Source organism: Staphylococcus sp. 231237_7MaSpsaltlick (assembly GCF_043107035.1).
The window spans coordinates 40,863-64,474 of sequence record NZ_JBICNX010000008.1 but is presented as its reverse complement, the minus strand read 5'-3'; the positions used below and the strand labels follow the sequence as shown (position 1 = coordinate 64,474).

22 protein-coding genes are annotated in these 23,612 nt (G+C 33.2%); 12 read left to right on the top strand and 10 right to left on the bottom strand.

Translation table 11 applies throughout. The features are described 5' to 3' along the window. Positions 1 to 653: 653 nt before the first annotated feature. The 5 genes from fdhF (at position 654) to ACF91D_RS16330 (ending at position 6,571) form a co-directional block, all read left to right on the top strand. Positions 654 to 3,608: a formate dehydrogenase subunit alpha gene (fdhF, locus tag ACF91D_RS16350; RefSeq protein ID WP_107527243.1), complete on the top strand. Its 2,955-nt coding sequence runs from the start codon at positions 654 to 656 to the stop codon at positions 3,606 to 3,608. Next, positions 3,608 to 4,072, top strand: a complete 465-nt coding sequence (locus ACF91D_RS16345) for a helical membrane plugin domain-containing protein (protein WP_107527242.1) — start codon at positions 3,608 to 3,610, stop codon at positions 4,070 to 4,072. Before fdhF ends, ACF91D_RS16345 begins: the two co-directional genes overlap by 1 nt. A gap of 157 nt (positions 4,073 to 4,229) precedes the next feature. Continuing rightward, positions 4,230 to 4,493 (top strand): hypothetical protein, encoded by a 264-nt coding sequence (locus ACF91D_RS16340; protein ID WP_162846353.1) that lies wholly within the window; start codon positions 4,230 to 4,232, stop codon positions 4,491 to 4,493. A gap of 28 nt (positions 4,494 to 4,521) precedes the next feature. Further along, positions 4,522 to 5,298 carry an N-acetylglucosaminidase gene (locus ACF91D_RS16335; protein WP_107527241.1) on the top strand — a complete coding sequence of 259 codons (777 nt, stop codon included), beginning with the start codon at positions 4,522 to 4,524 and terminating at the stop codon, positions 5,296 to 5,298. A 142-nt stretch (positions 5,299 to 5,440) separates the two neighbouring features. After that, on the top strand, positions 5,441 to 6,571 hold the full coding sequence (locus tag ACF91D_RS16330) for an FAD-dependent monooxygenase (protein WP_107527240.1): 1,131 nt from the start codon (positions 5,441 to 5,443) through the stop codon (positions 6,569 to 6,571). A 118-nt stretch (positions 6,572 to 6,689) separates the two neighbouring features. Here the strand turns inward: ACF91D_RS16330 and ACF91D_RS16325 are convergent, their stop codons facing one another. The 5 genes from ACF91D_RS16325 to ACF91D_RS16305 form a co-directional block, all read right to left on the bottom strand. Further along, on the bottom strand, positions 6,690 to 7,646 hold the full coding sequence (locus ACF91D_RS16325) for a 2-hydroxyacid dehydrogenase family protein (protein WP_042739135.1): 957 nt from the start codon (positions 7,644 to 7,646) through the stop codon (positions 6,690 to 6,692). Positions 7,647 to 7,822: 176 nt separating this feature from the next. Continuing rightward, positions 7,823 to 8,137 carry a DMT family transporter gene (locus ACF91D_RS16320; protein WP_042739134.1) on the bottom strand — a complete coding sequence of 105 codons (315 nt, stop codon included), beginning with the start codon at positions 8,135 to 8,137 and terminating at the stop codon, positions 7,823 to 7,825. Then, positions 8,137 to 8,457, bottom strand: a complete 321-nt coding sequence (locus tag ACF91D_RS16315; protein ID WP_042739133.1) for a DMT family transporter — start codon at positions 8,455 to 8,457, stop codon at positions 8,137 to 8,139. Before ACF91D_RS16315 ends, ACF91D_RS16320 begins: the two co-directional genes overlap by 1 nt. Before the next feature lie 272 nt (positions 8,458 to 8,729). Beyond that, the gene (locus tag ACF91D_RS16310) at positions 8,730 to 9,197 is read right to left on the bottom strand and encodes a CHAP domain-containing protein (RefSeq protein WP_042739132.1); all 468 of its coding nucleotides are present in this window, start codon (positions 9,195 to 9,197) and stop codon (positions 8,730 to 8,732) included. Positions 9,198 to 9,513: 316 nt separating this feature from the next. Further along, entirely contained in the window at positions 9,514 to 9,879 is a 366-nt protein-coding gene (locus ACF91D_RS16305) for a DUF4870 domain-containing protein (protein ID WP_107527239.1), read from the bottom strand. A gap of 228 nt (positions 9,880 to 10,107) precedes the next feature. On the opposite strand from ACF91D_RS16305, the gene ACF91D_RS16300 reads away from it, so the two are divergent. Then, positions 10,108 to 11,178, top strand: a complete 1,071-nt coding sequence (locus tag ACF91D_RS16300; protein ID WP_107527238.1) for an NAD/NADP-dependent octopine/nopaline dehydrogenase family protein — start codon at positions 10,108 to 10,110, stop codon at positions 11,176 to 11,178. A gap of 46 nt (positions 11,179 to 11,224) precedes the next feature. Further along, positions 11,225 to 12,619 (top strand): Na+/H+ antiporter NhaC, encoded by a 1,395-nt coding sequence (gene nhaC, locus ACF91D_RS16295; protein ID WP_119624454.1) that lies wholly within the window; start codon positions 11,225 to 11,227, stop codon positions 12,617 to 12,619. Positions 12,620 to 13,027: 408 nt separating this feature from the next. Here the strand turns inward: nhaC and ACF91D_RS16290 are convergent, their stop codons facing one another. Next, positions 13,028 to 13,792, bottom strand: coding sequence for a CHAP domain-containing protein (locus ACF91D_RS16290; RefSeq protein ID WP_042739129.1), 765 nt, complete (start codon positions 13,790 to 13,792; stop codon positions 13,028 to 13,030). Between the two features lie 492 nt (positions 13,793 to 14,284). Here ACF91D_RS16290 and ACF91D_RS16285 point away from each other — a divergent pair, with 492 nt between their 5' ends. From ACF91D_RS16285 to ACF91D_RS16270, 4 genes are all read left to right on the top strand, one after another. Then, positions 14,285 to 15,337, top strand: a complete 1,053-nt coding sequence (locus ACF91D_RS16285; RefSeq protein ID WP_107527237.1) for an LLM class flavin-dependent oxidoreductase — start codon at positions 14,285 to 14,287, stop codon at positions 15,335 to 15,337. Between the two features lie 15 nt (positions 15,338 to 15,352). Then, positions 15,353 to 15,712 carry a hypothetical protein gene (locus tag ACF91D_RS16280; protein ID WP_107527236.1) on the top strand — a complete coding sequence of 120 codons (360 nt, stop codon included), beginning with the start codon at positions 15,353 to 15,355 and terminating at the stop codon, positions 15,710 to 15,712. A gap of 796 nt (positions 15,713 to 16,508) precedes the next feature. After that, entirely contained in the window at positions 16,509 to 16,856 is a 348-nt protein-coding gene (locus tag ACF91D_RS16275; RefSeq protein WP_042739126.1) for a transcriptional regulator, SarA/Rot family, read from the top strand. A 155-nt stretch (positions 16,857 to 17,011) separates the two neighbouring features. Continuing rightward, a complete protein-coding gene (locus tag ACF91D_RS16270; protein ID WP_107527606.1) occupies positions 17,012 to 18,091 on the top strand; it encodes a PTS sugar transporter subunit IIC in 1,080 nt (359 codons plus the stop codon). 247 nt (positions 18,092 to 18,338) lie between these two features. Here ACF91D_RS16270 and ACF91D_RS16265 read toward each other — a convergent pair whose 3' ends face one another. From ACF91D_RS16265 to ACF91D_RS16250, 4 genes are read right to left on the bottom strand one after another with little or no spacing between them, the layout of a single operon-like run. Continuing rightward, complete coding sequence (locus ACF91D_RS16265) at positions 18,339 to 19,037, bottom strand: amino acid ABC transporter permease (protein WP_107527607.1); 699 nt, start codon at positions 19,035 to 19,037, stop codon at positions 18,339 to 18,341. An 11-nt stretch (positions 19,038 to 19,048) separates the two neighbouring features. Beyond that, complete coding sequence (locus ACF91D_RS16260) at positions 19,049 to 19,735, bottom strand: amino acid ABC transporter permease (RefSeq protein ID WP_042739123.1); 687 nt, start codon at positions 19,733 to 19,735, stop codon at positions 19,049 to 19,051. Next, on the bottom strand, positions 19,735 to 20,586 hold the full coding sequence (locus tag ACF91D_RS16255; RefSeq protein ID WP_107527608.1) for an amino acid ABC transporter substrate-binding protein: 852 nt from the start codon (positions 20,584 to 20,586) through the stop codon (positions 19,735 to 19,737). The genes ACF91D_RS16260 and ACF91D_RS16255 overlap by 1 nt, the downstream gene beginning before the upstream one ends. Next, positions 20,583 to 21,332 (bottom strand): amino acid ABC transporter ATP-binding protein, encoded by a 750-nt coding sequence (locus ACF91D_RS16250; protein WP_042739121.1) that lies wholly within the window; start codon positions 21,330 to 21,332, stop codon positions 20,583 to 20,585. Before ACF91D_RS16250 ends, ACF91D_RS16255 begins: the two co-directional genes overlap by 4 nt. 153 nt (positions 21,333 to 21,485) lie before the next feature. Between ACF91D_RS16250 and ACF91D_RS16245 the strand changes: the two genes are divergently transcribed. Further along, entirely contained in the window at positions 21,486 to 22,637 is a 1,152-nt protein-coding gene (locus ACF91D_RS16245) for an acyl-CoA dehydrogenase family protein (RefSeq protein ID WP_107527609.1), read from the top strand. The last annotated feature ends 975 nt before the right edge of the window (positions 22,638 to 23,612 follow it).

Genomic DNA, 23,612 nt, shown 5'->3' with positions numbered 1-23,612 from the left:
AGGTTAATTATTTATGATAATAAATTGTTGTTGTTATAGTCAAAGGTCGTTTTAAATTAAATGATTATCTTAAGGTAGATTTAATGGCTTTAGAGGTTGCTCGAGTTAAGATTTTAGAATCTTTTGCTCGAGCAACCTTTTTCTATAGATGAAATTAAATAGAAATATATATATGTTTAAGCTCAATCCCTAATAAATAATTTGTATATAAGCGTAGAACATCACATTCGTCAAACAAAAATGACAGTGTTGTTCTACTTTTTATTATCATAAACTTAATACGATCAAGAAATAAATGAACTCATATTGTTGTGGCATAAACATCTTGAAAACTTATTGTTATATGACCAGAGTTATATAGTGGAAGTAGCATAGAAAAAATACAAATCTATACTATAGTTTGGTGAACAAGCTGTAATAATAAATGACTGACAAAGTAATTATACAAAAATCTTTTATTATATTTTGGAATAGTATGATATTGAATTGTATTAAAAAAGGGAATGGAATACAGAATGCCTTAACATTCATAATAAATACGTTTACAATATAAGTAACATTACCTAAAAAGTGTGGGGCTTTTATGATGGAATGTTGTTGAACAACAATGAGAATAATACGGGCAGTATATTATAAAAACAGGGGTGAATCGAATGCAGGAACATTTAATCGTTTCTTTAGATGGTAAAGACTATCTTGTTGAACCAGGCACGAACTTGTTGCAATTTATTAAGTCACAAGATACATTTGTGCCTTCGATTTGTTATAACGAATCGCTAGGACCTATTCAAACTTGTGACACTTGTACAGTTGAGATTGATGGTCAAATTGGACGTGCGTGTAGTACGACGATTGATCGACCAATGGTGGTCAATACACAAACAGATAATGTACAAACAAGCCAAAAGGAAGCACTTGATCGCATATTAGAGAAACACATGTTGTATTGTACTGTGTGTGATTATAATAATGGAGATTGTGAAATTCATAATACAATGGATCAGTGGGGACTTGAGCATCAAACGTACGAATATAAAGAAAAGCCATATGAAAAAGATTATGGTCCCTTTTACAGATATGATCCAAATCAATGTATTTTATGTGGACGATGTGTTGAAGTCTGCCAAGATGTTCAAGTCAATGAGACTTTGACAATAGATTGGGAGCGACAACAACCACGTGTTATTTGGGATAATGATACAACAATTAATGATTCCTCATGTGTTGGCTGTGGTCAATGTGCAACGGTATGTCCTTGTAATGCCATGCTTGAAGTTAATATGGAAGGCAATGCAGGCTATATGACAGATTTAGAACCTGGTTCTTTAGCGGCGATGATAGATTTAACTAAAAAAGCAGAACCAGGCTATGGTCCTTTATTTGCAGTATCTGATTCTGAAGCTGCCATGAGAGAAGAAAGAATTGAGAAAACGAAGACAGTATGTACTTATTGTGGTGTTGGCTGTTCATTTGACGTATGGACAAAGGATAGAGAAGTACTAAAGGTGCAACCACAGCATGAATCACCTGCCAATAAAATATCATCATGTGTAAAAGGAAAATTTGGTTGGGATTATGTTGATTCAGATGAACGCTTGACTAAGCCATTAGTAAGAAAAAATGGTCAATTCGAAGAAGTTGAGTGGGAAGAAGCTTTACAAGTTGTATCAGACAATTTTACTAAGGTGAAAGATAAATTAGGTCCAGACGGTTTAGCATTTATCTCTTCTTCCAAAGCTACAAACGAAGAATCATATTTAATGCAAAAGCTAGCGCGCCAAGTTATAGGTACAAATAATGTAGATAATTGTTCAAGATATTGCCAAGCTCCTGCAACTAAAGGTCTATTTAGAACAGTGGGGCATGGTGGAGATTCTGGTTCTATAGATGATTTAGAAATTGCAGATATGGTCGTACTTATTGGTACTAACACTGCTGAGGCACATCCTGTCATTGCATCAAGAATTAAACGAGGTCATAAACTTTATCAAAATACATTAAATGTATTTGATATTAGAAAGCATGAAATGGCAGAACGTGCTGACAATTTCTATCAACCTAAGCCAGGAACAGATTTAGTTTGGTTATCTGCCGTAACGAAATATATCATCGACAATGATTTACATGATAAAGCATTTATTGATGAATGGGTGAATGATTTCGAGGCATATAGAACGTCTCTAGAACCATTCACAATGGACTTTGCAGAAGAAACAACGGGTATAACTGCAGAAGCGCTGATTGATTTTGCACACCAAGTTGTCGATGCAAAATCAGTATCGATTTGTTGGGCAATGGGTGTAACACAACAAGATATTGGTAGTGATACGTCTACTGCAATTTCTAATTTATTATTAGCAACAAGCAATTATAGAAAGCCAGGTTCAGGTGCTTATCCGCTTAGAGGACATAACAATGTACAAGGTTGTAGTGATATGGGTAGTATGCCGGATCAATTCCCAGGTTATCAATTGGTTACTGATGATGAAGTACGAGCTAGATTTGAAAGAGAATATGGTGAAAGTTTACCAAGTCATGCAGGACGTGATAATCATCAAATGATGGAAGGTATTCATGAAGGTGAAATTGATTCTTTATATTTATACGGCGAAGATACAGGTATTGTTGATTCGAATATCAACTTTGTACAAGCAGCTTTAGAAAAGGTTGGTTTCCTTGTAGTACAAGATGAGTTTTTCACTTTTACAGCATCATATGCAGACGTTGTCTTGCCTGCCAGTCCATCACTTGAAAAAACTGGAACTTTTACAAATACAGAGCGAAGAATTCAACGTATCTATCAAGCATTGGAACCAAAGGGAGACTCTAAACCTGATTGGCAAATCATTCAAGCAGTGGCGAAATCATTAGGATATGATTGGGGATATACACACCCAAGTCAAATCATGGATGAAGTTGCACGATTGACACCACTTTATTCAGGTGTAAATTATGATCGTTTAGAAGGTTATAACAGTTTACAATGGCCAGTTGCAGCAGATGGTACAGATGAACCAACCTTGTATCTAGAAGGATTTAACTTTGATGATGGTAAAGCGAGATTCTATCCACTGTCATTTGATAATTTCTTCAAAGTGAATGAAGTTTATGATCTACATGTAAATAACGGTCGATTATTAGAACACTTCCATGAAGGTAATATGACATATAAGGTACCAGGATTAGAATACAAAATGCCTAATGCATTTGTAGAGATTTCACCTGAACTAGCTGAAGACAGAGGCATCCATGAAGGTGCAGAAATCAAGCTTATTTCTGAAACTGGAGAAGCTGAATTGGTAGCGCATGTTACTGATAGAGTTAAAGGTAAAGAAATATATATCCCTCTAAATAACAATGCAATGTTGCATGGTGACAATGGTGCAATTAATTTATTGACCAATAGTGACGTTGATAAAGATACAGATACACCATCATATAAACGTACAAGTTGTCGAATGGAAGTAAAAACACGAAGAGGAAAGTCACCACTTAATCCTACGAATTTCCGGGTAAATAAACAACGCCAACCACAATATAGTGTTAGAGTTGAAGATAAATGGAGACGTGATGACTATACTTTCCCAGGAAGTCAGGTGGATAACTAATGGCTGAAAGAATAACTAAAATAAAACGCATGGAAAAGACAGATGCAGAAATCAAGCAAGAAAGTATGGCTGAAGTAACAGACGCAATTGTTGCCAATAAAGACAGTATCTTAAAGGCAATTAATCTAATTAGTACATTAGATGACGCTAAAATATTAGATGCTCTGTCTGGCGCAGTTAAAAGTCGAGGCGTAATCGCCAATAAATTTGCTGTAGAACTAAATAAAGAACAATATACAGGGTTAATTTCAAATATGGCTTCACTTGTATTCTTATTAGGTGATTTAAATGTAAATGATTTATCTACAATGCTAAACAAAGTCAATAAAGGTTTGCATGTAGCAAACCAAGCAAACCCAAACCAAAAAACATCTATCACCGGATTAATGAGTATTTTAAAAGACGATGAAATGAACCGCAGTTTAACTTATATGTTGAATATGCTGAGAGGTATGTCACGCTAATATCATAGTATGTGTTCACAGAATGACATGTAACAGACCAAGATAGGAGAAAGTTATTTTCTATCTTGGTCTGTTTTATTGTTTAGAAAATGACATATTGCAAAATGCTTAAATATGATACAATTTCTAGTATTAGAGTTTAATATTAGTTTTTTAGATGAGGAGAGGAAGACATATTAATCCGAAAATGATAAAAGTCATGGCCATCATTTCCAATGTTATTCTAGTATTGGGAATTGTGTTCTTGATTACAATGAATATAATGATGGCAATTACAATGTTTGTTGTCTCATTAGCGATAAGTCTCACAATCTTCAATACGTTATTTAGAGATAGAAGAGGAATGAAGATTGCTATCAATGTGTCGTTTGCAATTGTGCTAATTGCGATTATATTTGCATATATTACATTAACTAAATAATTGTGTAAGTTAGGGAGTTTTTCTGAAAATGAAGCAATTAATTACGCAAAGACTGTCGGTCGTGTTATTGATCGTTATTTTAGCTGTTTTTGTTCTGTTACTGATTATCAATGAAACGACTTTATTTGATAACCAGAAGACAAACACATTTAATGAGGCCGTGAGTAAACAAGTAGATGGTAATGCATTAAACATGAAAGAAGAACAAGGTCAATTTGTTGATGCTTCAAGAGCAGATGTGAAACAAGCTATGGACATAGATAATGAATATGAAAATCTAAATTATATGGATATTTCAGAAAAGGTACCTATGTCTGAGCATGAATTGAATCAAATATTAAAAGATAAAGGTATTTTAAAAGGGCAAGCCAAGTCTTTTCTTAAAGCTCAGGAAAAGTATGATGTAAATGTCCTATATCTGATAAGTCATGCTTTAGTTGAAACAGGTCATGGTCGTTCAGAATTGGCAAAAGGCATTAAAGATGATGGTAAAAAGTATTACAATTTCTTTGGCATAGGTGCGTTTGATGAGAATGCAGTGCACACAGGAAGTAGTTATGCTAAGAAACAATCTTGGACATCGCCTAAACGTGCAATTATGGGTGGCGCAAAATTTGTTCGTAAAAATTACTTTGATAAAAAGCAAATTACATTATATCAAATGCGTTGGAACCCTAAAGCACCAGGGGAACATCAATATGCTTCTGATATCGCGTGGGACGGTAATATTGCACGCTTTATGCAACATTATTATGACAAGTATGGTATTAAAAAGGATCATGTTTATAAAGATTACTATTTATAATGGACCAATATTTTATGAATAAAGGATAACGATGTAATCAATACAGGTGTTATCTTTTTTCTTTGTAAAGTAATTAAGGAATTTATTAAAAAACACAGGCTAGTAAGAACAAATAAGTTTAATGATAGATGGAGTGAAAATGATGAAGATAGGTATAGTAGGTGCAGGTATCGGTGGTTTAACGACTGCAGCGTTACTGATTGAGCAAGGTCACGATGTAAAGGTATTTGAACAGAAACAAGATATAACTGAAATTGGTGCAGGGATAGGTATCGGGGGCAATGTCCTTGAAAAGTTAGGTAATCATGATTTAGCTAAAGGCATAAGAAATATCGGACATGAAATAGAGCAAATGACAGTGCTAGATGGTAAAGGTAATACGCTATCTAATGTGAAATTAAAGAAAAAGACTGTTAATTTGACGGTGAAACGTCAAGATTTAGTAGATGTTATTCAATCTTATGTACCATCACAATATCTTTATTTTGGACACCGTGTGGAAACAATTGAAAGTGAACCACTTAAAGTGACATTGAAATTTGAATCTCAATCTCAAGCAGATGAAGCATTTGATTTATGTATAGCTGCAGACGGCATTCATTCTAATGTTAGACAATCTATATTACCAGATAGTAAGCCGGTATATAGAGGGTATACTGTGTTTAGAGGATTAGTAGACGATGTAAATATAAAAGAAGAACATGTTGCTAAAGAATACTGGGCTACAAAAGGTAGAGTAGGCATTGTTCCTTTATTAAATCATCAGGCTTATTGGTTTATTTCTATTAATGCTAAAGCGCAGGATCCAAAGTATAAAGCATTTGGTAAACCTCATTTACAAGCAAGATTTAATCATTTTCCAAATGAAGTAAGAGTGATATTAGATAAACAAAGCGAAACAGATATTTTACTTCATGATATTTATGATATACAACCACTGAAGTCATTTGTGTATCAACGTGTCGTCTTGTTAGGTGATGCAGCACATGCTATGACACCAAACATGGGACAGGGCGCAGGACAAGCGATGGAAGATGCGATTGTATTAGCTCATTGCCTTGCGCAGTATGATTTCGATGAAGCTTTGCAACGTTATGATAAATTACGTGTTAAACATACTAAAAAAGTAATTAAACGTTCTAGAAATATTGGCAAAATAGCACAAAAATCAAATAAGTTATTAGTCGCTTTGCGTAATTTTGTTGTTAAAATTATGCCAAACCAACTAGCCAGTGCGCAAACAAAATTTTTATACAAAACAAAGTTAAAGTAGCTATGAAAGTTATGTTGAACTTATAAATACAATTAAAAGAGAAGCCCTTAAATGAAGTCTACTGATTTCATTTAAGGGCTTCTCTTTTTAGTAGGTGCATGTAAATTGTCGAAAACCACTAGTTTACTATAAATTTTGGTGTTTTATTCTCTAGTTTACTTAATGTATCATTCGCAACAATTTTAGCCATCATATCTCGTGACTCATATGTTGCATTTCCGATATGGGGTGTAATGACTACATTATCAAGTGATTTCAATTTTTCATTAATCTGTGGTTCAAATTCAAAGACATCTAGTGCAGCACCTTCTATTAGTTTATCTTGTAACGCTTCGACAAGTGCTGCTTCATGAACAATTGGCCCACGTGATGCATTGATTAAATAGCTTGTCGGCTTCATTAATTTAAATTGAGGTGTATCGATTAAATGATGTAAATCTGTAGAATAGGCAGCATTAATCGTTACAAAGTCTGAATGCTTTAAAAGAGTTTCTAAATCTACATATTTTGCGCCGATTTCGCGCTCTTTATCCTTTTTCTGATTTGGTCCAGTATAAAGAATATTCATATCGAAAGCTTTTGCTCTTTTCGCAACTGCACCACCAATTTCACCTAAGCCTATGATACCGATTGTTTTGCCTGACACTTCTCGACCTCTAAAGAATAGTGGGGCCCAACCATCGAATCCTGTTGAACGACATAATTTATCGCCTTCAACAATACGTCTTGCCGCAGCTAACACGAGTCCAAATGTTAATTCAGCTGTAGAATTAGTCGAAGCCTTGGGCGTATTAGTAACGTCGATATCCTTTTGTCGAGCATAGGCAGTATCGACATTATTAAATCCAGCGCCATAATTTGCGATTATTTTTAATTTGTTTCCTGCATCAATGACATCTTTATCAACATTCGTTGATAATAGACTGATTAATGCGTCAGCATCTTTGACACCTGACTTTAATGTCTCTTGATCAATAATTCCTTTACCATCATACATTTCAACTTCAGCACCAGCTTGTTCAAGTGCTTTAAGTCCTGCTTCAGGAATAGGTCCTGCGATATAAACTTTTACCATTAATAATCACTTCCTTTAATACAAAGTATAGTAAATAAATATGGGCTTAACAAATTTTTATATTTAAAATGAAATAAAATAACTAAACACAATCGTTTAAGGGATATGTAAAAAAATAAATTACTTTAATAACGTATATTAAATCTCATTTTCTTTGTACTTGAGCAATTGACCAATTAACTAATTAACTTTAGGCCTACAATTGATAGAACTATCAAACCGATAAAAAATACACGTTTGGCATTTTTGGCTTCATTATATAGCAACATGCCTACTAATGTGCCACCACCAGTACCAATACCACTCCATATAGCATATGCTGTGCCCATAGGTATGGTATTCATTGCTAATTTCAATGTACTAAAGCTACAGATAAAGGCAACTGCTAATAGAACGACAAGTGATTTCTTTTTTGTTCTTGTAATTTCATTTAAAATGATGACACCAACAACTTCTAATAAACCTGCAAAAAATAAAATGAACCAACTCATTACTGCTGCACCTCCGAAGTTGATAACTTAAGTCCAATAATGCCAATAATTAATAGACAAATAAGCATCATTTTTACAATATTGAAGTTATCTCCAAAGAAAATAATATCTACAATTACTGTGCCAACAGAACCTATGCCAACAAATACAGCATAAACAGTACCCACTGGTAGTGCTTTACAAGCTGAAATAACTAAGAAGAAACTTATTCCGATAATTATAATTACTGCTAACCAACTCCATACAGAATTAGCAACATTTAAACCAGTAACCCATAATACCTCGATCAAACCAGCCAATATTACTTTAAACCACTGCATTGTCTTACCTCCTAATTTATACGAAACGTGTCCATTTTCTCAAATTTATTAATATACTGCAATGTCATATAACAAAAAAAGACTGAAACATGAAGCATAATCATGTTCCAGCCTATATTAATGGTAGCGCAATTCAACAGACAGAATGGAAGAACTTTCCCTTAAAGAACTTGTCATTTAGTCATATTTGCTTAGATAGTGTACTTATACTTATTTATAAGCATAGATGATATCCAATACCATTGTAGCGAATTATATTAAATGTTTAGTTATTAGTTTAAGTGGATATAGTTGTAAGAACTAGCTTCAGAAGAAGAAATTGTTCTTTCACTTACTGAATATGGTCCACCGCCATAGTTCATTTCTGAAACTGTAACAGAACCATCGCTAGATACGTTTTCAACGTATGCAACATGTCCGTAAGGTCCAGAGTTAGATTGTAAAATTGAGCCTTGTTCAGGTGTGTTGTTAACTGTATAACCAGCTGAAGATGCTGCTGAAGCCCAGTTATTTGCATTTCCCCAAGTAGAGCCGATTTCACCATTTACTTTATCATAAACATACCAAGTACATTGGCCTGCTGTATATAAATTCCCACTTGAAGCAGATTGAGTTGTACTTTCGTTAGTTGATTGAGTTTGAGTTTGTTCTGCTGCGTCTGCCTCTTGACCATGATCTAATCCCAACATTGCTGCTCCGATTCCTGCTGTTAAAGTTGTAGCTGTTAATAATTTTTTCATTTTAAAAAGTCCTCCCAAAAGTCATCATTCATAAAATAACTTTATCTATTAATTAATTTAAGTTGATTGTTTTTCGTATGTGCTTTTTAACGACAAATAATACTCTAACAGATGAATTTGGTTTTGTGTGCAATGTTACGTCTTTGTAAACCAATTAAAAAAACCTCACATGTCATTGTAATAAATGCATGTAGAGGTTACAGTCTGACATAATTCAATTTTATGTTGGCACTACTAGTTTGAGCTCCATTGGTTAGTTAATATAAAACACCAATTATTACAAGACTTGTAAAAAGTCACAAAATTTAGATTTATATTATTTAAAAAATCTAATAGATAAAGGTGCTAAATAATCTTCTCCATTATAAGATTTAACTGCAGCAATAATAGTAAATATTATCATTAAAATACCCAATATTATTAATAGTAATAAGCCAATTAATACTAAAGATAATATTGAAGCGACAATAACCCAAATAAAATAAGACAGATAAAAATTAAAGTAGTTCTTCCCTGCACGGTCTACAAATGGTGATTCATCACGTTTAATGAGCCAAATGATTAGAGGCCCTATAATAGAAGTGAAAAAGCTTAATACATAAATAAGCATTGCCATTAATCGTGCATCATCATTTACTTCAATATTAGATGTGTTGTTTGTTTCATATTGATGTTCAGGCATTATACCCCTCCTTTTTCTTTTACTATAACAAAAATAATTTATCTTTATATCAATTTCTGAAAATAAAATTAGGTTTTTTTATCTAGCAACTATGTGCAGCGATTGTTACAATGTGTCGTGATACAACGGTATGTGATTGCTTTTCTATTGCGAGCCATTGTTTATCGTTAATTATTACTGGTTATACAATAAAGTAATGTAAATAAAGTTGAAGAAAGAAGGGTGATTATGAAAATTGCAATTATAGGCTCTGGTAATGGGGCAGTAACAGCAGCATTAGATATGAAGACTAAAGGTCATGAAGTGAAATTATATTGTAGAAACCAATCAATACATAAATTTGATAAAGCTATAGAACGTGGAGGCTTTTCCTTTACGAATGAGGGAGAGACAAACTTTGTACCATTTACTGATATCAGTGATGATATGTCATACGTATTAGAGGATGCAGAGGTGATACAAGTCGTCATACCATCTTCATTTATCGAACATTATGCACATACGATGGCACCATTCTTGAAATCAGAACAACTGATCTTTTTTAATATGGCAGCAGCAATGGGATCTATTAGATTCTTGAATGTCCTAGAGGAAATGCATATTGAGACAAAACCTAAACTTGCTGAAGTAAATACACTTACTTATGGAACACGAGTGGATTTTGATGAAGCGTCCGTTAACTTATCATTAAATGTGAGAAAGGTTCATTTTTCTACCTATGATAAGGAAGATTTGAGCGATAGCTTTGAGAAAATTGAATTACTGTATCCATATATTGTTAAAGAAGAAAGCCTATGGAAAACAAACCTAGAAAATGGAAATCCAGAAGTTCATCCAGGACCAACATTATTAAACGTTGGTCGTATAGATTATGCGGAAGATTTTGCTTTATATGCAGAAGGGATTACGCAACACACAGTGCGTTTATTACATGCTGTAGAATTAGAACGATTAACACTCGGACGTAAATTGGGTTTCGAATTATCTACAGCAAAAGATGCACGTATAGAGCGTGGCTATTTGGAACAAGTTGATGAAGATGAACCATTGAACCGTTTATTTAATAACAGTCCAGTATTTTCCCAAATAAAAGGACCGAATCAAGTTAAAAATCGCTACTTAACAGAAGATATTGCCTATGGTCTTGTCTTGTGGTCAAGTCTTGGTAAGCATATCGGTGTCCCAACACCTAATACAGATGCCATTATCACAATTGCGTCGACAATATTGGAACGAGACTTTTTTGAAGAAGGGCTAACAATTGAGGAACTTGGCATAGATAAACTTGGATTAGATTAATTTAACAATGCGTATGTTTAATAGAATATAAAGGGGGTTGCAAATGATGACGAGACAGCCAACTTTTGTTGAGTCTATTTCTACTATTGTAGTGATGATTATTATAGTTATTACAGGTTTTGTTGGGTTTGGTATTCCAATACAAGCATTGCTTATCTTAGCATCTGCTTATGCTGCTTGGATTGCTAAAAGAGTAGGCTTGAAGTGGAGCGATCTTGAAGAAGGTATAACGAACAGATTAGCAACTGCAATGCCAGCAATTTTTATTATTTTAGCAGTGGGTATTATTGTTGGCACATGGATGTACTCTGGCACAGTACCTGCTTTGATTTATTATGGTTTAGAGTTTTTAAATCCTAATTTATTTTTAGTATCTGCATTTATCATTTGTGCAATCACATCAGTGGCGACTGGAACAGCATGGGGTTCTGCTTCAACAGCGGGTATCGCGTTAATGGCGATTGCTAATCAATTACATATTCCACATGGTATGGCTGCTGGTGCAATCATTGCTGGTGCAGTTTTTGGTGATAAAATGTCACCACTATCTGATACGACAAATTTAGCTGCACTTGTTACAAAGGTGAATATTTTTAGCCATATTAGAGCGATGATATGGACGACAGTACCTGCTTCCATTGTCGGAATTATTGTATGGTTTATAGTGGGACGCCAATTTAAAGGTGATGCTAATTCAGCACAAATCAAACAATTATTAGGTGAACTATCACAAATTTATAATATTAATGTGTTAGTCTGGTTACCAATTATTGTCATTGTCTTGTGTTTGGCATTTAAAATGTCTACTGTTCCAGCCATGTTATTATCTAGTCTTAGCGCAATCATCGTAGGTGTTGTAAACAATAAATTTAGTATTGTAGACGGTTTTAAATCTACGTTTGATGGCTTTAATAAAGGTATGATATCTACAGAGCATCTATCTGCTAAGACAGTCACTTTGATAGAACAAGGTGGCATGATGAGTATGACGGAAATTGTAGTTACGATATTTTGTGGGTATGCATTTGCTGGTATTGTAGAAAAGGCCGGTTGTTTAGATGTAATCTTGCAAAAAATTTCAAAAAATATCAATTCTGTAGGTCAGCTTATCTTAACAACGATTATTGGTGGATTAATAATGGTATTAGCAGCAGGGGTCGCTTCAGTAGTAATTATTATGGTCGGTGTGTTAATGACAGATATGTATAATAAAATGAATCTTGATAGAACGAATTTATCTCGAACATTGGAAGATTCAGGTACAATGATAATCCCACTCATACCGTGGGGAACATCAGGTATATATTATACTCAGCAATTAGGTGTTACAGTGGATCAGTTCTTTATTTGGACTGTACCTTGTTACCTATGTATTTGTTTCGCATTATTCTATGGGTTTACAGGTATTGGAATAAAAAAAGTAAAATCAACGCACTCATAACAATATACCCAGCTATCATTCAAACATGATAGCTGGGCATATTTACTGTTGTTATAAGGATAATCATGTTTTTTATTTTATACCGTTGATGGTTTAATAGAAGGAAAAAAATAATAAATTTTCAAATAGAAGTTTAAACAGTTATATTTGGGATATAAATTAATATGAATGAGATGATATGAGTTTGAGTTGAGTAATAATTGTAGCGATATTACTTTAATTATCTGTATATTCATCGATAATTCAATGTAGGTAAAGATTTAAAATATCCTTCTATAATCTATTTAATCGGTTTTACATTGTATATTGTAGCGATGGTGCAATGTAAGACCGGTTCTCGTTTGTTTTCGTATGATGAATATAAATAAAAAAGGCAATCCATATGGATTGCCTTTTGAAACATACTTATTAGTGAATGTAGTTGTAGCTTGAAGCTTCACTTGCTGAAATTGTACGTGAAGTAACAACACCAGCGCCTTGACCGTAGTTCATTTCTGAAACAGTGATTGAACCATCGCTGTTAACACTTTCAACATATGCTACGTGTCCGTAAGCACCAGCTGAAGTTTGTAAGATTGAACCTTGTGAAGGTGAGTTATTTACTGTGTAACCTGAAGCAGCTGCAGCGCTTGCCCAGTTATTAGCATTGCCCCAAGTTGATCCAATTTTACCGCCAACTTTGTCGTATACATAGTATGTACATTGACCAGCAGTGTATAGGTTGTTTGAAGAACCTGAAGTGCTAGAAATTGAAATTGATGAACTTGATGATGAGCTAGTTGATTTTGATGAACTTGATGGTGCACTTGTAGTTGTTACTTTGATATTATGGCTTGAAGTAGAGTTTGAAACTGAAGCGCCTCTTCCACCAGTTGCTTGATTATTAGCTGTATATGATTGCTTACCATAGCTATTCCCAGTAGCGTATGAAGCAGTTTGATTATAGTTACTGTAGTTACTGTGACCTTGGTCAGCTTGACTTGGGTTCCAGTTACCTTTCCAATCGTAGTGGTAGTTACCTTGTTGATCGATTGTGTAAGAATACTCGTATGATGTTGGATCGTTTGGATTGTATCCACCATTATTATTTTCTGCTGCATCTGCATCGTGATGTGCAAAACCAAAAGTAGCGATTCCTGCAGTTGCGATTGTAGCTGTAGCGATTTTCTTCATTATAAAATATCCTCCTAGAATTTCTCTCTATTTATTATTATATTTTTCGTAATGCTATTCCCAGTCTCTAACGACAATAATTTGTTTTTTATGTTTTCGCTGTTTCAACGACAAGAAATACTTTATCAGAAAAACAACCATTTGTGTGCATTGTTATCGTTTTGTAATTTAGTTCTAATAATTTAGCCTAATGTGTAACAAATAAAATGAATTAAAAAAGTAGTGGAATACTTGTTTTATAAGGGTTTTGCGCTACAAAGTGTATTGTTACAATCTCTATTATTACAAAGCTGTAAAATAACAGAAAATTTCAAAATATAATTGATTAGGTAAATTTATTATTTGAAAATACAAAAATACTATAGATTAATTGTGCAGCAGAAGGTCATATTATACATATAAAAAATTGAATTAAGCAGAGATATTGACACCTTTATTAGAAAGTCTTAATATTTAGGTATAAAAATTATACTAGATTTGGAGGTGTTAATAGTGAAGATAGAAATTGGCTTGACCTCTTTTGCAGATAATGGTGATATCTATACAGAACAAGGTAAACAAGATGCAATCAGTAATGCACAAAGAATTCGTAATATAATAGAAGAAATAGAAACAGCAGATCGAAATGGTTTGGATGTCTATGGTCTTGGTGAACACCATAGACCTGATTATGCAGTATCAGATCCAGTAACGGTATTAGCGGCAGCCGCTAGAAATACCAAGCATATTAAATTAACTAGTGCAGTTACTGTATTATCTTCAGATGATCCTGTTAGAGTATATGAACGCTTTTCTACATTAGATGCAGTTTCAAATGGACGTGCAGAAATAATGGTAGGAAGAGGTTCATTTATAGAATCATTTCCATTATTTGGATATAATCTAGATGACTACGAACAGCTATTTAATGAAAAGATTGATTTACTTATGAAGATTAATCAACATGAAATCGTCAATTGGAAGGGGCATTTACGACCTTCTATTGATAATTTAGGTGTTTATCCTAGAGCTGAACACAATGCATTGCCTATATCAATAGCTACTGGAGGTACTCCGGAATCCTCGTTAAAAGCAGGAGCATTAGGATTACCGATAACTTATGCTATAATTGGTGGAGATCCGAAAAGATTTAGACGTAATATAGACATGTACCAGTCAATTGCTGAATCTTATGGATATAAGGTAGATGATTTAAAAATTGCAACACATTCATGGGGCTATATTGCTGATACAGATGAACAAGCGAAGCGTGAATTTTTCCCATCTGTTAAAGCAAGTCATGATATATTGGCTCAAGAACGTGGTTGGCCACCGTATGACCAAAATAGCTTTGAGAGAGAAACTGGGCCCCACGGTGCCTTGTATGTAGGTAGTCCTGAAACCGTCGCACAAAAGATTATAGAAACAGTGGAAACACTAGGCATAACACGATTCATGTTGCATACCCCCGTTGGTTCGATGCCACATGAAAGAACGATTCGTACTATTGAATTATTAGCAAATCGTGTGAAGCCTATTGTAAATAAATATTTTGAAAATAAATAGAAGGAGCGTTTTTTAATGATTTTACGTTATTTAACAAATTTAAAATTAGCAAAAGAATTATATGGAGCAGCAAAACCAAAATTACAAGGTGATCAATCAATGAAAGATACATTTGAAGAAGTGTTTAACTTACCTTCAAATGCAGTACCATTGGCTGGCGCGGTTGAAGCATTAAGTGCTTTATTCTTCGTATTAAGTTTTGGTAGCAAAAAGCTATCACGCCTTGGTTCATTATTAGCAATTTCAGTATTAGGTGTTGCGGCATTTAAACATTTTGAAGCTGGACATGGTAAAGCTGGTGCTAAACATGCGTTAGATTTATCTGGTTTAGCAGCATTAAGCTTACTAGATACTGTAGATTGTAAAAAGAAATAAATCAAAACTACTATAGTTAGATACTTATATGAATATAAGTAAAGTACTTTTGGACATAAATCCTATAAAAAAAACACTCAGATGATTGAATTCAATTTATCTGAGTGTTTTTTGTTCAATATTATATATTATTATTGGCTCGCTTTCCTAGGGGCCAGCTTCAGCCTGTAGTCTTCCGCTTGTCCTGTTCCCACAGGAGTCTCGCCAAAATATTACTTAAAGAAAATTGTTTTATATTAAGATACAAATGTTAAATTTCTATAGGAATGTAAATCATCCAATGCACAAAGCGTATCTATTTTTTGTTCAATATTATATATTATTGGCTCGGTTTCCTAGGGGACAGATTCAGCCTGTAGTCTTCCGCTTGTCCTGTTCCCACAGGAGTCTTGCCAAAATAAGGACACTAAGTGTTATTTAATACACATTACAAAATTAAAAACAAATAGTATATGTAATATTTTAATTGTGTTGAATCACTTTAAAAGTATTAAGTTAAGTGAATAGTGGACATTGTGTTAATTTTATCTACATTTATAAATGAAAGATCAATCGAAATGATAAAATATTTTAACTAAAATCATAGATCGCTCATTTTTTATTAATAAAATGTTGCGTTAACTACTATTGTTTTATTTTTAAAAGTAAATATTAAAAAAATAGTGGGCATTTTTAACATTTTTCATAGCTACTTATATTGAATAGAATGCACGAAATAGTATAAAATTATTATATTAATATATAAGAATCACTTTAGTATATATTAACATCTAGAATAAACATTAGGAGTGGTTATATGGAACAACAAAAGTTTAAAACACTAAATGAACTTATTGCTACTTATCAACAAGGGAAGAAATTCTTTAAGAGTTCTAAAAAGCAATTTAAGTTAAACTATGAGGAAATCTATATTTTGAATTATCTTTATAATTGTAATTCAAATGAAATAACAGCAAAGGAAATTGCACTTTCATCCGATCTCAAGCCATATTATTTAACGAAAGCTTTACAGAAATTGATTAAAATGGAATTTTTAAGTAAAAAAAGAAGCCAAATTGACGAAAGAACCGTAGTAGTCTATATAGATGATCAACAACGAGCGAAAATAACTCAAATTATTGAACAATTGCAATCACAATTATAATAACTTTTGTGATTAAAATCATTATATATATTACCTCTATTATGTAAAATTATATTGTAATTTATATTTTGCACTCTAATATATTATTTCTAATGTATGTGATGTGATACAATTAATGACGGTTATGAAAACGCATACATAAAAGGGGTAATATAATGAAATTATTAATCGGGGTATTATTTTTAGGATTAGTATTATACTTATTTACACTATTTACCAGTAAGGCTCCAAAAGGTGGAAAGGCTATGGGAGCTTTAGCCAATGCAGCTATAGCTTCATTTTTGGTTGAAGCCTTTCATAAATATGTGGGTGGAGACTTAATGGGTATGGATTACTTAGGGCAATTAGGTAATATAGCAGGCGGTTTAGGTGGTGTAGCAGCCGCTGGACTCGTCGCTTTAGCATTAGGTGTTTCACCTGTATACGCATTTGTGATAGCAGTAGCGTGTGGCAATATGGATTTATTACCAGGATTTATTGCAGGTTATTTAATGAGTTTTGTTATGCTATGGATAGAAGAAAAATTTCCAGATGGACTGGATTTGATTGCATCAATCGTTATAGTTGCACCATTAGCAAGATTATTAGCAACTGCTTCTACGCCTGTGGTTGATGCGACATTATTACAAATAGGCAATATAATTAAAGATTCTACACATTCTAGTCCTATATTAATGGGGATTGTCTTAGGTGGTATTATCACTGTAGTGGCAACTGCACCACTAAGTTCAATGGCGTTGACTGCGTTATTAGGTCTCACAGGTACACCAATGGCAATCGGTGCATTAGCAGTGTTTGCATCTTCGTTCTTGAACTTTGTGTTATTTAAAAAGCTAAAATTTGGAGATAGAAAGACGACAATTGCTGTCGCTATAGAGCCACTATCACAAGCAGATATTGTTACTGCAAACCCAGTGCCAGTTTATGTGACAAACTTTGTTGGCGGGGCAATTTCTGGTATCATTATCGCATTGTTCGGTTTAGTTAATAATGCAACAGGTACAGCAACGCCCATTGCTGGTTTAATGGTTATGTTTGGGTTTAATAATGCCTTAACAGTAATATTAGTAGCATTGCTATGTGCAATTTGTAGTGGGGTTTGTGGATATCTAGGCGCATTAGTATTTAAACGGTATCCTATTGTGACAAAGGCCGAATTAGCTGATGATGCCATGCCTAAAAAGGTAAAACACTATTATGAATTAAAAAGAAAGTATGCCGAATCTATCGCATAAAATTAAAAGTTTATTCATAAGTCATATACCATCACTAGCAGATAAAGGTAAACTATGTAATGATTGTACTTTATAATAAAGTAAGCCAGTAAATGAATTTATATTCGTTTACTGGCTATTTTTGTCTCATATTTGTTAAGTATATACGAATGTGGTAATAATAACTTTGAATTTAATGTGATCTATATACTACAAATTTGAATAGGCACTGGCTATTCATCATTATTATTACATCGCATAATTAGAATTAATTGGATGAGAATTGTAGATGACGTGTTGTTTTATTTTCTAATTTCGAGAAGATTACTTCAAAAATAATGGCAAGCAACCAGTAAAATGCTGCAGCTACTGAATAAACTGGGATGAATCGATAACCTTCATTTGCAATGACATGGCTAACGGCCATAATTTCAGTTACTTGCACAGCAAATGCTAGAGAAGTCCCTTTTAAAAGCATAATAAATTGATTTTCAATATTGGGTAAAGCATAACCAAATGCTTGAGGTAAAACGATACGTCTATAAATATTAAATTTAGATAGACCAACTGTTTGAGCCGCCTCTATTTGACTATTTTCTACTGATTGTAAACCACCTTTAATTGATTCGCTCAGATAAGCTACCGCATGAAGTGAAAATACAATAAGTGAAATAATTAATGGTGAAAACATATCAGGATTAATAGATAAATTAAATTGATCATTAAGCAATAAAATTAGTGAAGGTAACCCATAGTAAACAATAAATAATTGTACGATTAAAGGTGTACTTCTGAAAAAAGAGTTATAAACAATAATTAATTGTGATAATACTGGAACGTTTTTTAGTCGTATGATTGCAAAAAGTGTTCCTATGATTAAACCAAATATTATGGCAACTATAGTGATAATTAAAGTGTTGGGAACACCCTTTAATACCTCAAAGATTGTATATAAAATAAATGACATATTTATTCTCCTTATACTTGATATGGTTTTTCTGTTTTATTATGAATTGCAGTGAATACGCCTTGAATTATTAATGCAATCATCCAATAAATAAGGGAGATAACGATATATACTTCTAACATACCGAGTCCATAATTATTACCGATAATGAGTTTAACTTGTCCCATCATATCAATAATACCGATTGTAAATGCAAGAGAGGTATCTTTAACTAATTCGATAATTTGTGTCGTCAAATTAGGGATGCTATTGCGTAAAGCTTGTGGAATGATAATATCTTTCATTATTCTTGGGTAGGATAATCCGACTGTTAGACCAGCTTCTATTTGATCATAATCGACGGATTGATAACCTGCACGTATAATCTCAGAAAGATACGCTCCTGTATGAAATGAAAAGGCTAATACAACAAAAAACATTCTACTAAAATGATTGATATCAATATGAATAAATAATAATAACTGAGGTAATGCAAAATAAACTAAAAATAATTGTACTAAGAGTGGTGTACTGCGAATAAATGATAAATATACTCTGACAATAGGTGCAAGGAAAGGTATTTTATTAATACGTATAACAGCTAATAAAAAACCAATAATAATAGAAAATAGTAATGACAATAATATGATACCTAATGTAAGTGGCAATCGTTGCACGACTTGTAAAAATAAGTCAATCCAATTTATTGATGCGCTCATTATTGCACCTCCAATTTATCTTTATCTTCGTTGATTTCGTTTAAACTATCAAAAACGTTTAAATCAAAGTATTTTTTTGACAATGCTTGAAGTTTACCTTCGCGCTTTAATTCTTTAGTTGCTTGATCTATATCATCGTGTAATTTCTGTTGTTTCTTATTATAGACAATATGGAGTGGTTCTTTTTTGACGATGCCACCGATTTTGACATTGGCGTTGATTTGTTCTTGAATTGCTTTATATGTATTCCAATTTAAAAACATTGCATCTCTTCGTTGTTGACTTACCATTTTTAAATTATCTCCATTGGATGGTTCTTGAATTGTATCTATATCGATTTGTTTCTGATGTGATTTGTTATATTGTGTAAGTATTGAGAATAATCCGCCACTTGGAGCCATTGGTGTAAGACGTTTGCCTGGCAAATCATCTAAGCTATGTATATTATTGTTATCCTTATTAACTACTAATAAAGGTAAAGCATAGCTGTATGGTTCATCTTGATAGAGAAATTGCTTTTCTCGTTCTGGTGTTTTAAAGAACCAATTGATTCCCATATCAAACTTTCCGGCACCAATACCAACTAAATTAGATTCCTCTTCGCCAACTTCATATTTGAAATCATATTGAGGTAATTTTTTCTCTAGCAATTTCATATAATCCATATCTAAACCAACGAATTCATTCTTTTTATTTGTGTATAGGTAAGGTGGATTCACTTCTGCTGACAGTGCAACTTTAACTTCTTGTTTCGATGAGCTCTTTTGCGAATTACTATCTTTACCACAAGCTGCCGTTGTTAAAATTAACAACAATAGTATCGCTAAATAGCAAGAACGTTTAAAGGTCATACATAATCACCTTCTGTTCGTACTTTATTTAAAAAGCGATGTATACGTTCTGAATTAGCCTCTTCTAATACTTCTGTTGGTGTGCCACGATGTGCGATTTTTCCTTCATCTATAAATAGAATTTGGTCAGCAATAGCTTTTGCAAACTCAATCTCATGCGTCACAAGTACCATCGTCATTCCTTTTTCGGCAATTGATTTTATAAGTGTTAATATACTGCGTATTGATTCGGGATCAAGTGCAGATGTAGGTTCATCCAACAATAAAATTTCTGGATTTAATGCTAATGCACGTATGATGCCGATACGTTGACTTTGGCCACCTGAAAGCTGTATTGGATATTTATCTTTATGCTCTAATAAATTCACTTGGGATAAGTATGACTCAGCGATTTCCGTGGCTTTATTTAGGCTCATTTTTTGTCCATATATTAAGCCTTCTGTTATATTTTCTAATATTGTCTTATTTTTAAAGAGGTTATAGTTCTGAAACACCATTGCAGATTTACTACGTAATTGCTTTATATCCTTTTTAGTAAAGTGACTAGCATCAAATGTTGTATCATTAATTTGAATTGTTCCGGATTTGGGTATAGCAAGCGCATTTAATGTTCTTAAGAGCGTAGTTTTACCGGAACCACTAGGACCAATAATGGCTGTTACTGTTCCAGTTTTTTGTGAAAAGCTCACGTCATTTAAAACTTTATGATCCTTGTATTGAAGTTTAAGATTATTTACAGAAATCATTTTGTTGTCCTCCATATATGTATTAATTAAAAACTATCATAATATATCTTATCGGTAAAGTAAGGATTAAATTTTTTTAATGACTTTATTTAGATAATGTTGAGTGTTAAACTAAGATTATCATAATAAGAGATTAACTAAGAGGTGATAGAAGTGAATGATTCCGCATTAATACATTCAGATATACAACAAAAGTGGATTCATAAATTTGAAACAATAAAGGAAACATTTCAATCTAGAGCGGCATACAATGACATACATTCTCGCTTTCCTTATGAAAATATAGAATGGCTTGTCAAAGAAGGCTATTCTAAATTAACACTACCAAAAAGCTATGGCGGCGAAGGTGCTACCATTGAAGATATGGTGATTCTGCAAAGTCATCTCGGCGCTATAGATGGTGCTACTGCCTTATCAATAGGCTGGCACTTGAGTGTTGTCGGTCAACTTTATGAACAAGAGTTATGGGAATCACCAATGTTAGAATCATTTGCAGAAGCTGTGAAACAAGGTGCGCTAGTTAATAGAGCGATTAGTGAAGCGGAAACGGGTAGTCCAACTAGAGGCGGTAGACCAGCTTCCCATGCTGTAGAAACAGAAGAGGGTTATGTGTTAAATGGAGTTAAAACATTTACATCGATGAGTAAAGGGTTAACCCACTTTGTTGTCAGTGCATATAGTGAATCACTCGAACAAGTAGGGTACTATTTAGTTACAAAGGATATGCAAGGTGTTGAAATTGCTGATAATTGGAATATGCTAGGCATGCGCTCAACTGAAAGTCATGATTTAGTGTTAAATGATGTACACATACCTAAGGAGAATTTTGTAGAAACGAGAAGTGCTGGCGTTAAGAAACCTAATGGCTGGATTCTACATATTCCGAGTGTATATCTTGGTATTGCACAAGCTGCTAGAGACTATGCAGTAGATTTTGCTAAAAAACATAGTCCAAACAGCATTGAGGGTTGTATTGGAGAACTGCCAACCGTCCAACAAAATATAGGTAAGATGGAATCATTATTATTATCTGCTAGACATTTCTTATGGAGCACTGCCAAGCTTTATACATCAGAAGCAACACCGAATGTTTGGAATGAAACATCAGCCTCAAAAGTATTAGTGATGAATCAAGGTCTTGAAGTGATAGATATTGCCATGAGAATTGTTGGTGCTAAGAGCCTTGAGATGGATCGACCTTTACAGCGCTATTATCGTGATATGCGAGCAGGGTTACATAACCCTCCAATGGAAGATATGGCTTATACAAATATTGCTAAGTCAGTACTTGGTTTATTCGAATAAGCTAAGTATTATATATGGCTTTATTTTATAGAAGGATTTGGAATATCAAGGCTAGAGTAAGAGTCTGGGACATTAGCTTTCAAACTAAAATAGAATCGATGATTTTTACTGTGAAAATGTAAAAATCATCGATTTTTCTATTATTATCAAATTGATTAGTACTTAGTGCTGTTGTTTTTCTTATATTGATAGCCATTTATGCTAATCTTAGTTCACGTTTTAACCTTGTATTCCTAGAACTGTTTATACAAAATGATTTACAATTTGTAGATATCATTTTCATTTATAAGTATTTCAGTTTCCATTGGTAGAGTTAATTGAGACGTGTTGTAATATTTATACATAAGATACCTCGTTAATTTAGTTTAATGATGTTTATTAAGTTATACGAAAGTGTCTAACTTTTTTGTAATAATAACATATATGAACTACGTATTAATTGCGAGACACCTGAGGGAGTAGGGTGAGTGTCGAGACCGAGGCTCGACCCATCCCCCTAGGTAAGCGAGCAATAACAATACGGAGTATTGATATAAATAACAAGCTCATTAAAGGTCAAAAATTTTTGATGGGCTTAATGCTAGGTCTTTGTGTCCCTGACTATTTTTTATTGATTGATGAATCGGTTCTACAGGTTCTTATTTCAGCTTTGGTCTTAAACTGATGATGTTTCCTTAGAAGCTTAGCAAAGCACTTCGGACTTATATGTGATTTCTCATTGGAAGTAGTATAAAATTAGACACTTGCTGATAATTTAACAAATATGATTTATATACAGATTTTTAAGATGCACGTAATAGTAGTGTTGGCATATGATATGAATATATTTGAAGTTTAAGTAGTCGCTTCGGTTAGTTTAGGTGTGAAAAAGAACACAAAATATTAAGGGTTGAAGTCAGTCCTTATTATTTATTTTAAAAAATAAGAGGCAATTATTTTTATACTTATATAGAAATTTTATACGTAGTTTTTTGA

Bases quoted from the DNA above. Each gene is read 5' to 3' on its own strand.
- fdhF (WP_107527243.1), top strand. From the start codon at position 654: ATGCAGGAACATTTAATCGTTTCTTTAGATGGTAAAGACTATCTTGTT.
- ACF91D_RS16345 (WP_107527242.1), top strand. From the start codon at position 3,608: ATGGCTGAAAGAATAACTAAAATAAAACGCATGGAAAAGACAGATGCA.
- ACF91D_RS16340 (WP_162846353.1), top strand. From the start codon at position 4,230: ATGAGGAGAGGAAGACATATTAATCCGAAAATGATAAAAGTCATGGCC.
- ACF91D_RS16335 (WP_107527241.1), top strand. From the start codon at position 4,522: ATGAAGCAATTAATTACGCAAAGACTGTCGGTCGTGTTATTGATCGTT.
- ACF91D_RS16330 (WP_107527240.1), top strand. From the start codon at position 5,441: ATGAAGATAGGTATAGTAGGTGCAGGTATCGGTGGTTTAACGACTGCA.
- ACF91D_RS16325 (WP_042739135.1), bottom strand. From the start codon at position 7,646: ATGGTAAAAGTTTATATCGCAGGACCTATTCCTGAAGCAGGACTTAAA.
- ACF91D_RS16320 (WP_042739134.1), bottom strand. From the start codon at position 8,137: ATGAGTTGGTTCATTTTATTTTTTGCAGGTTTATTAGAAGTTGTTGGT.
- ACF91D_RS16315 (WP_042739133.1), bottom strand. From the start codon at position 8,457: ATGCAGTGGTTTAAAGTAATATTGGCTGGTTTGATCGAGGTATTATGG.
- ACF91D_RS16310 (WP_042739132.1), bottom strand. From the start codon at position 9,197: ATGAAAAAATTATTAACAGCTACAACTTTAACAGCAGGAATCGGAGCA.
- ACF91D_RS16305 (WP_107527239.1), bottom strand. From the start codon at position 9,879: ATGCCTGAACATCAATATGAAACAAACAACACATCTAATATTGAAGTA.
- ACF91D_RS16300 (WP_107527238.1), top strand. From the start codon at position 10,108: ATGAAAATTGCAATTATAGGCTCTGGTAATGGGGCAGTAACAGCAGCA.
- nhaC (WP_119624454.1), top strand. From the start codon at position 11,225: ATGACGAGACAGCCAACTTTTGTTGAGTCTATTTCTACTATTGTAGTG.
- ACF91D_RS16290 (WP_042739129.1), bottom strand. From the start codon at position 13,792: ATGAAGAAAATCGCTACAGCTACAATCGCAACTGCAGGAATCGCTACT.
- ACF91D_RS16280 (WP_107527236.1), top strand. From the start codon at position 15,353: ATGATTTTACGTTATTTAACAAATTTAAAATTAGCAAAAGAATTATAT.
- ACF91D_RS16275 (WP_042739126.1), top strand. From the start codon at position 16,509: ATGGAACAACAAAAGTTTAAAACACTAAATGAACTTATTGCTACTTAT.
- ACF91D_RS16270 (WP_107527606.1), top strand. From the start codon at position 17,012: ATGAAATTATTAATCGGGGTATTATTTTTAGGATTAGTATTATACTTA.
- ACF91D_RS16265 (WP_107527607.1), bottom strand. From the start codon at position 19,037: ATGTCATTTATTTTATATACAATCTTTGAGGTATTAAAGGGTGTTCCC.
- ACF91D_RS16260 (WP_042739123.1), bottom strand. From the start codon at position 19,735: ATGAGCGCATCAATAAATTGGATTGACTTATTTTTACAAGTCGTGCAA.
- ACF91D_RS16255 (WP_107527608.1), bottom strand. From the start codon at position 20,586: ATGACCTTTAAACGTTCTTGCTATTTAGCGATACTATTGTTGTTAATT.
- ACF91D_RS16250 (WP_042739121.1), bottom strand. From the start codon at position 21,332: ATGATTTCTGTAAATAATCTTAAACTTCAATACAAGGATCATAAAGTT.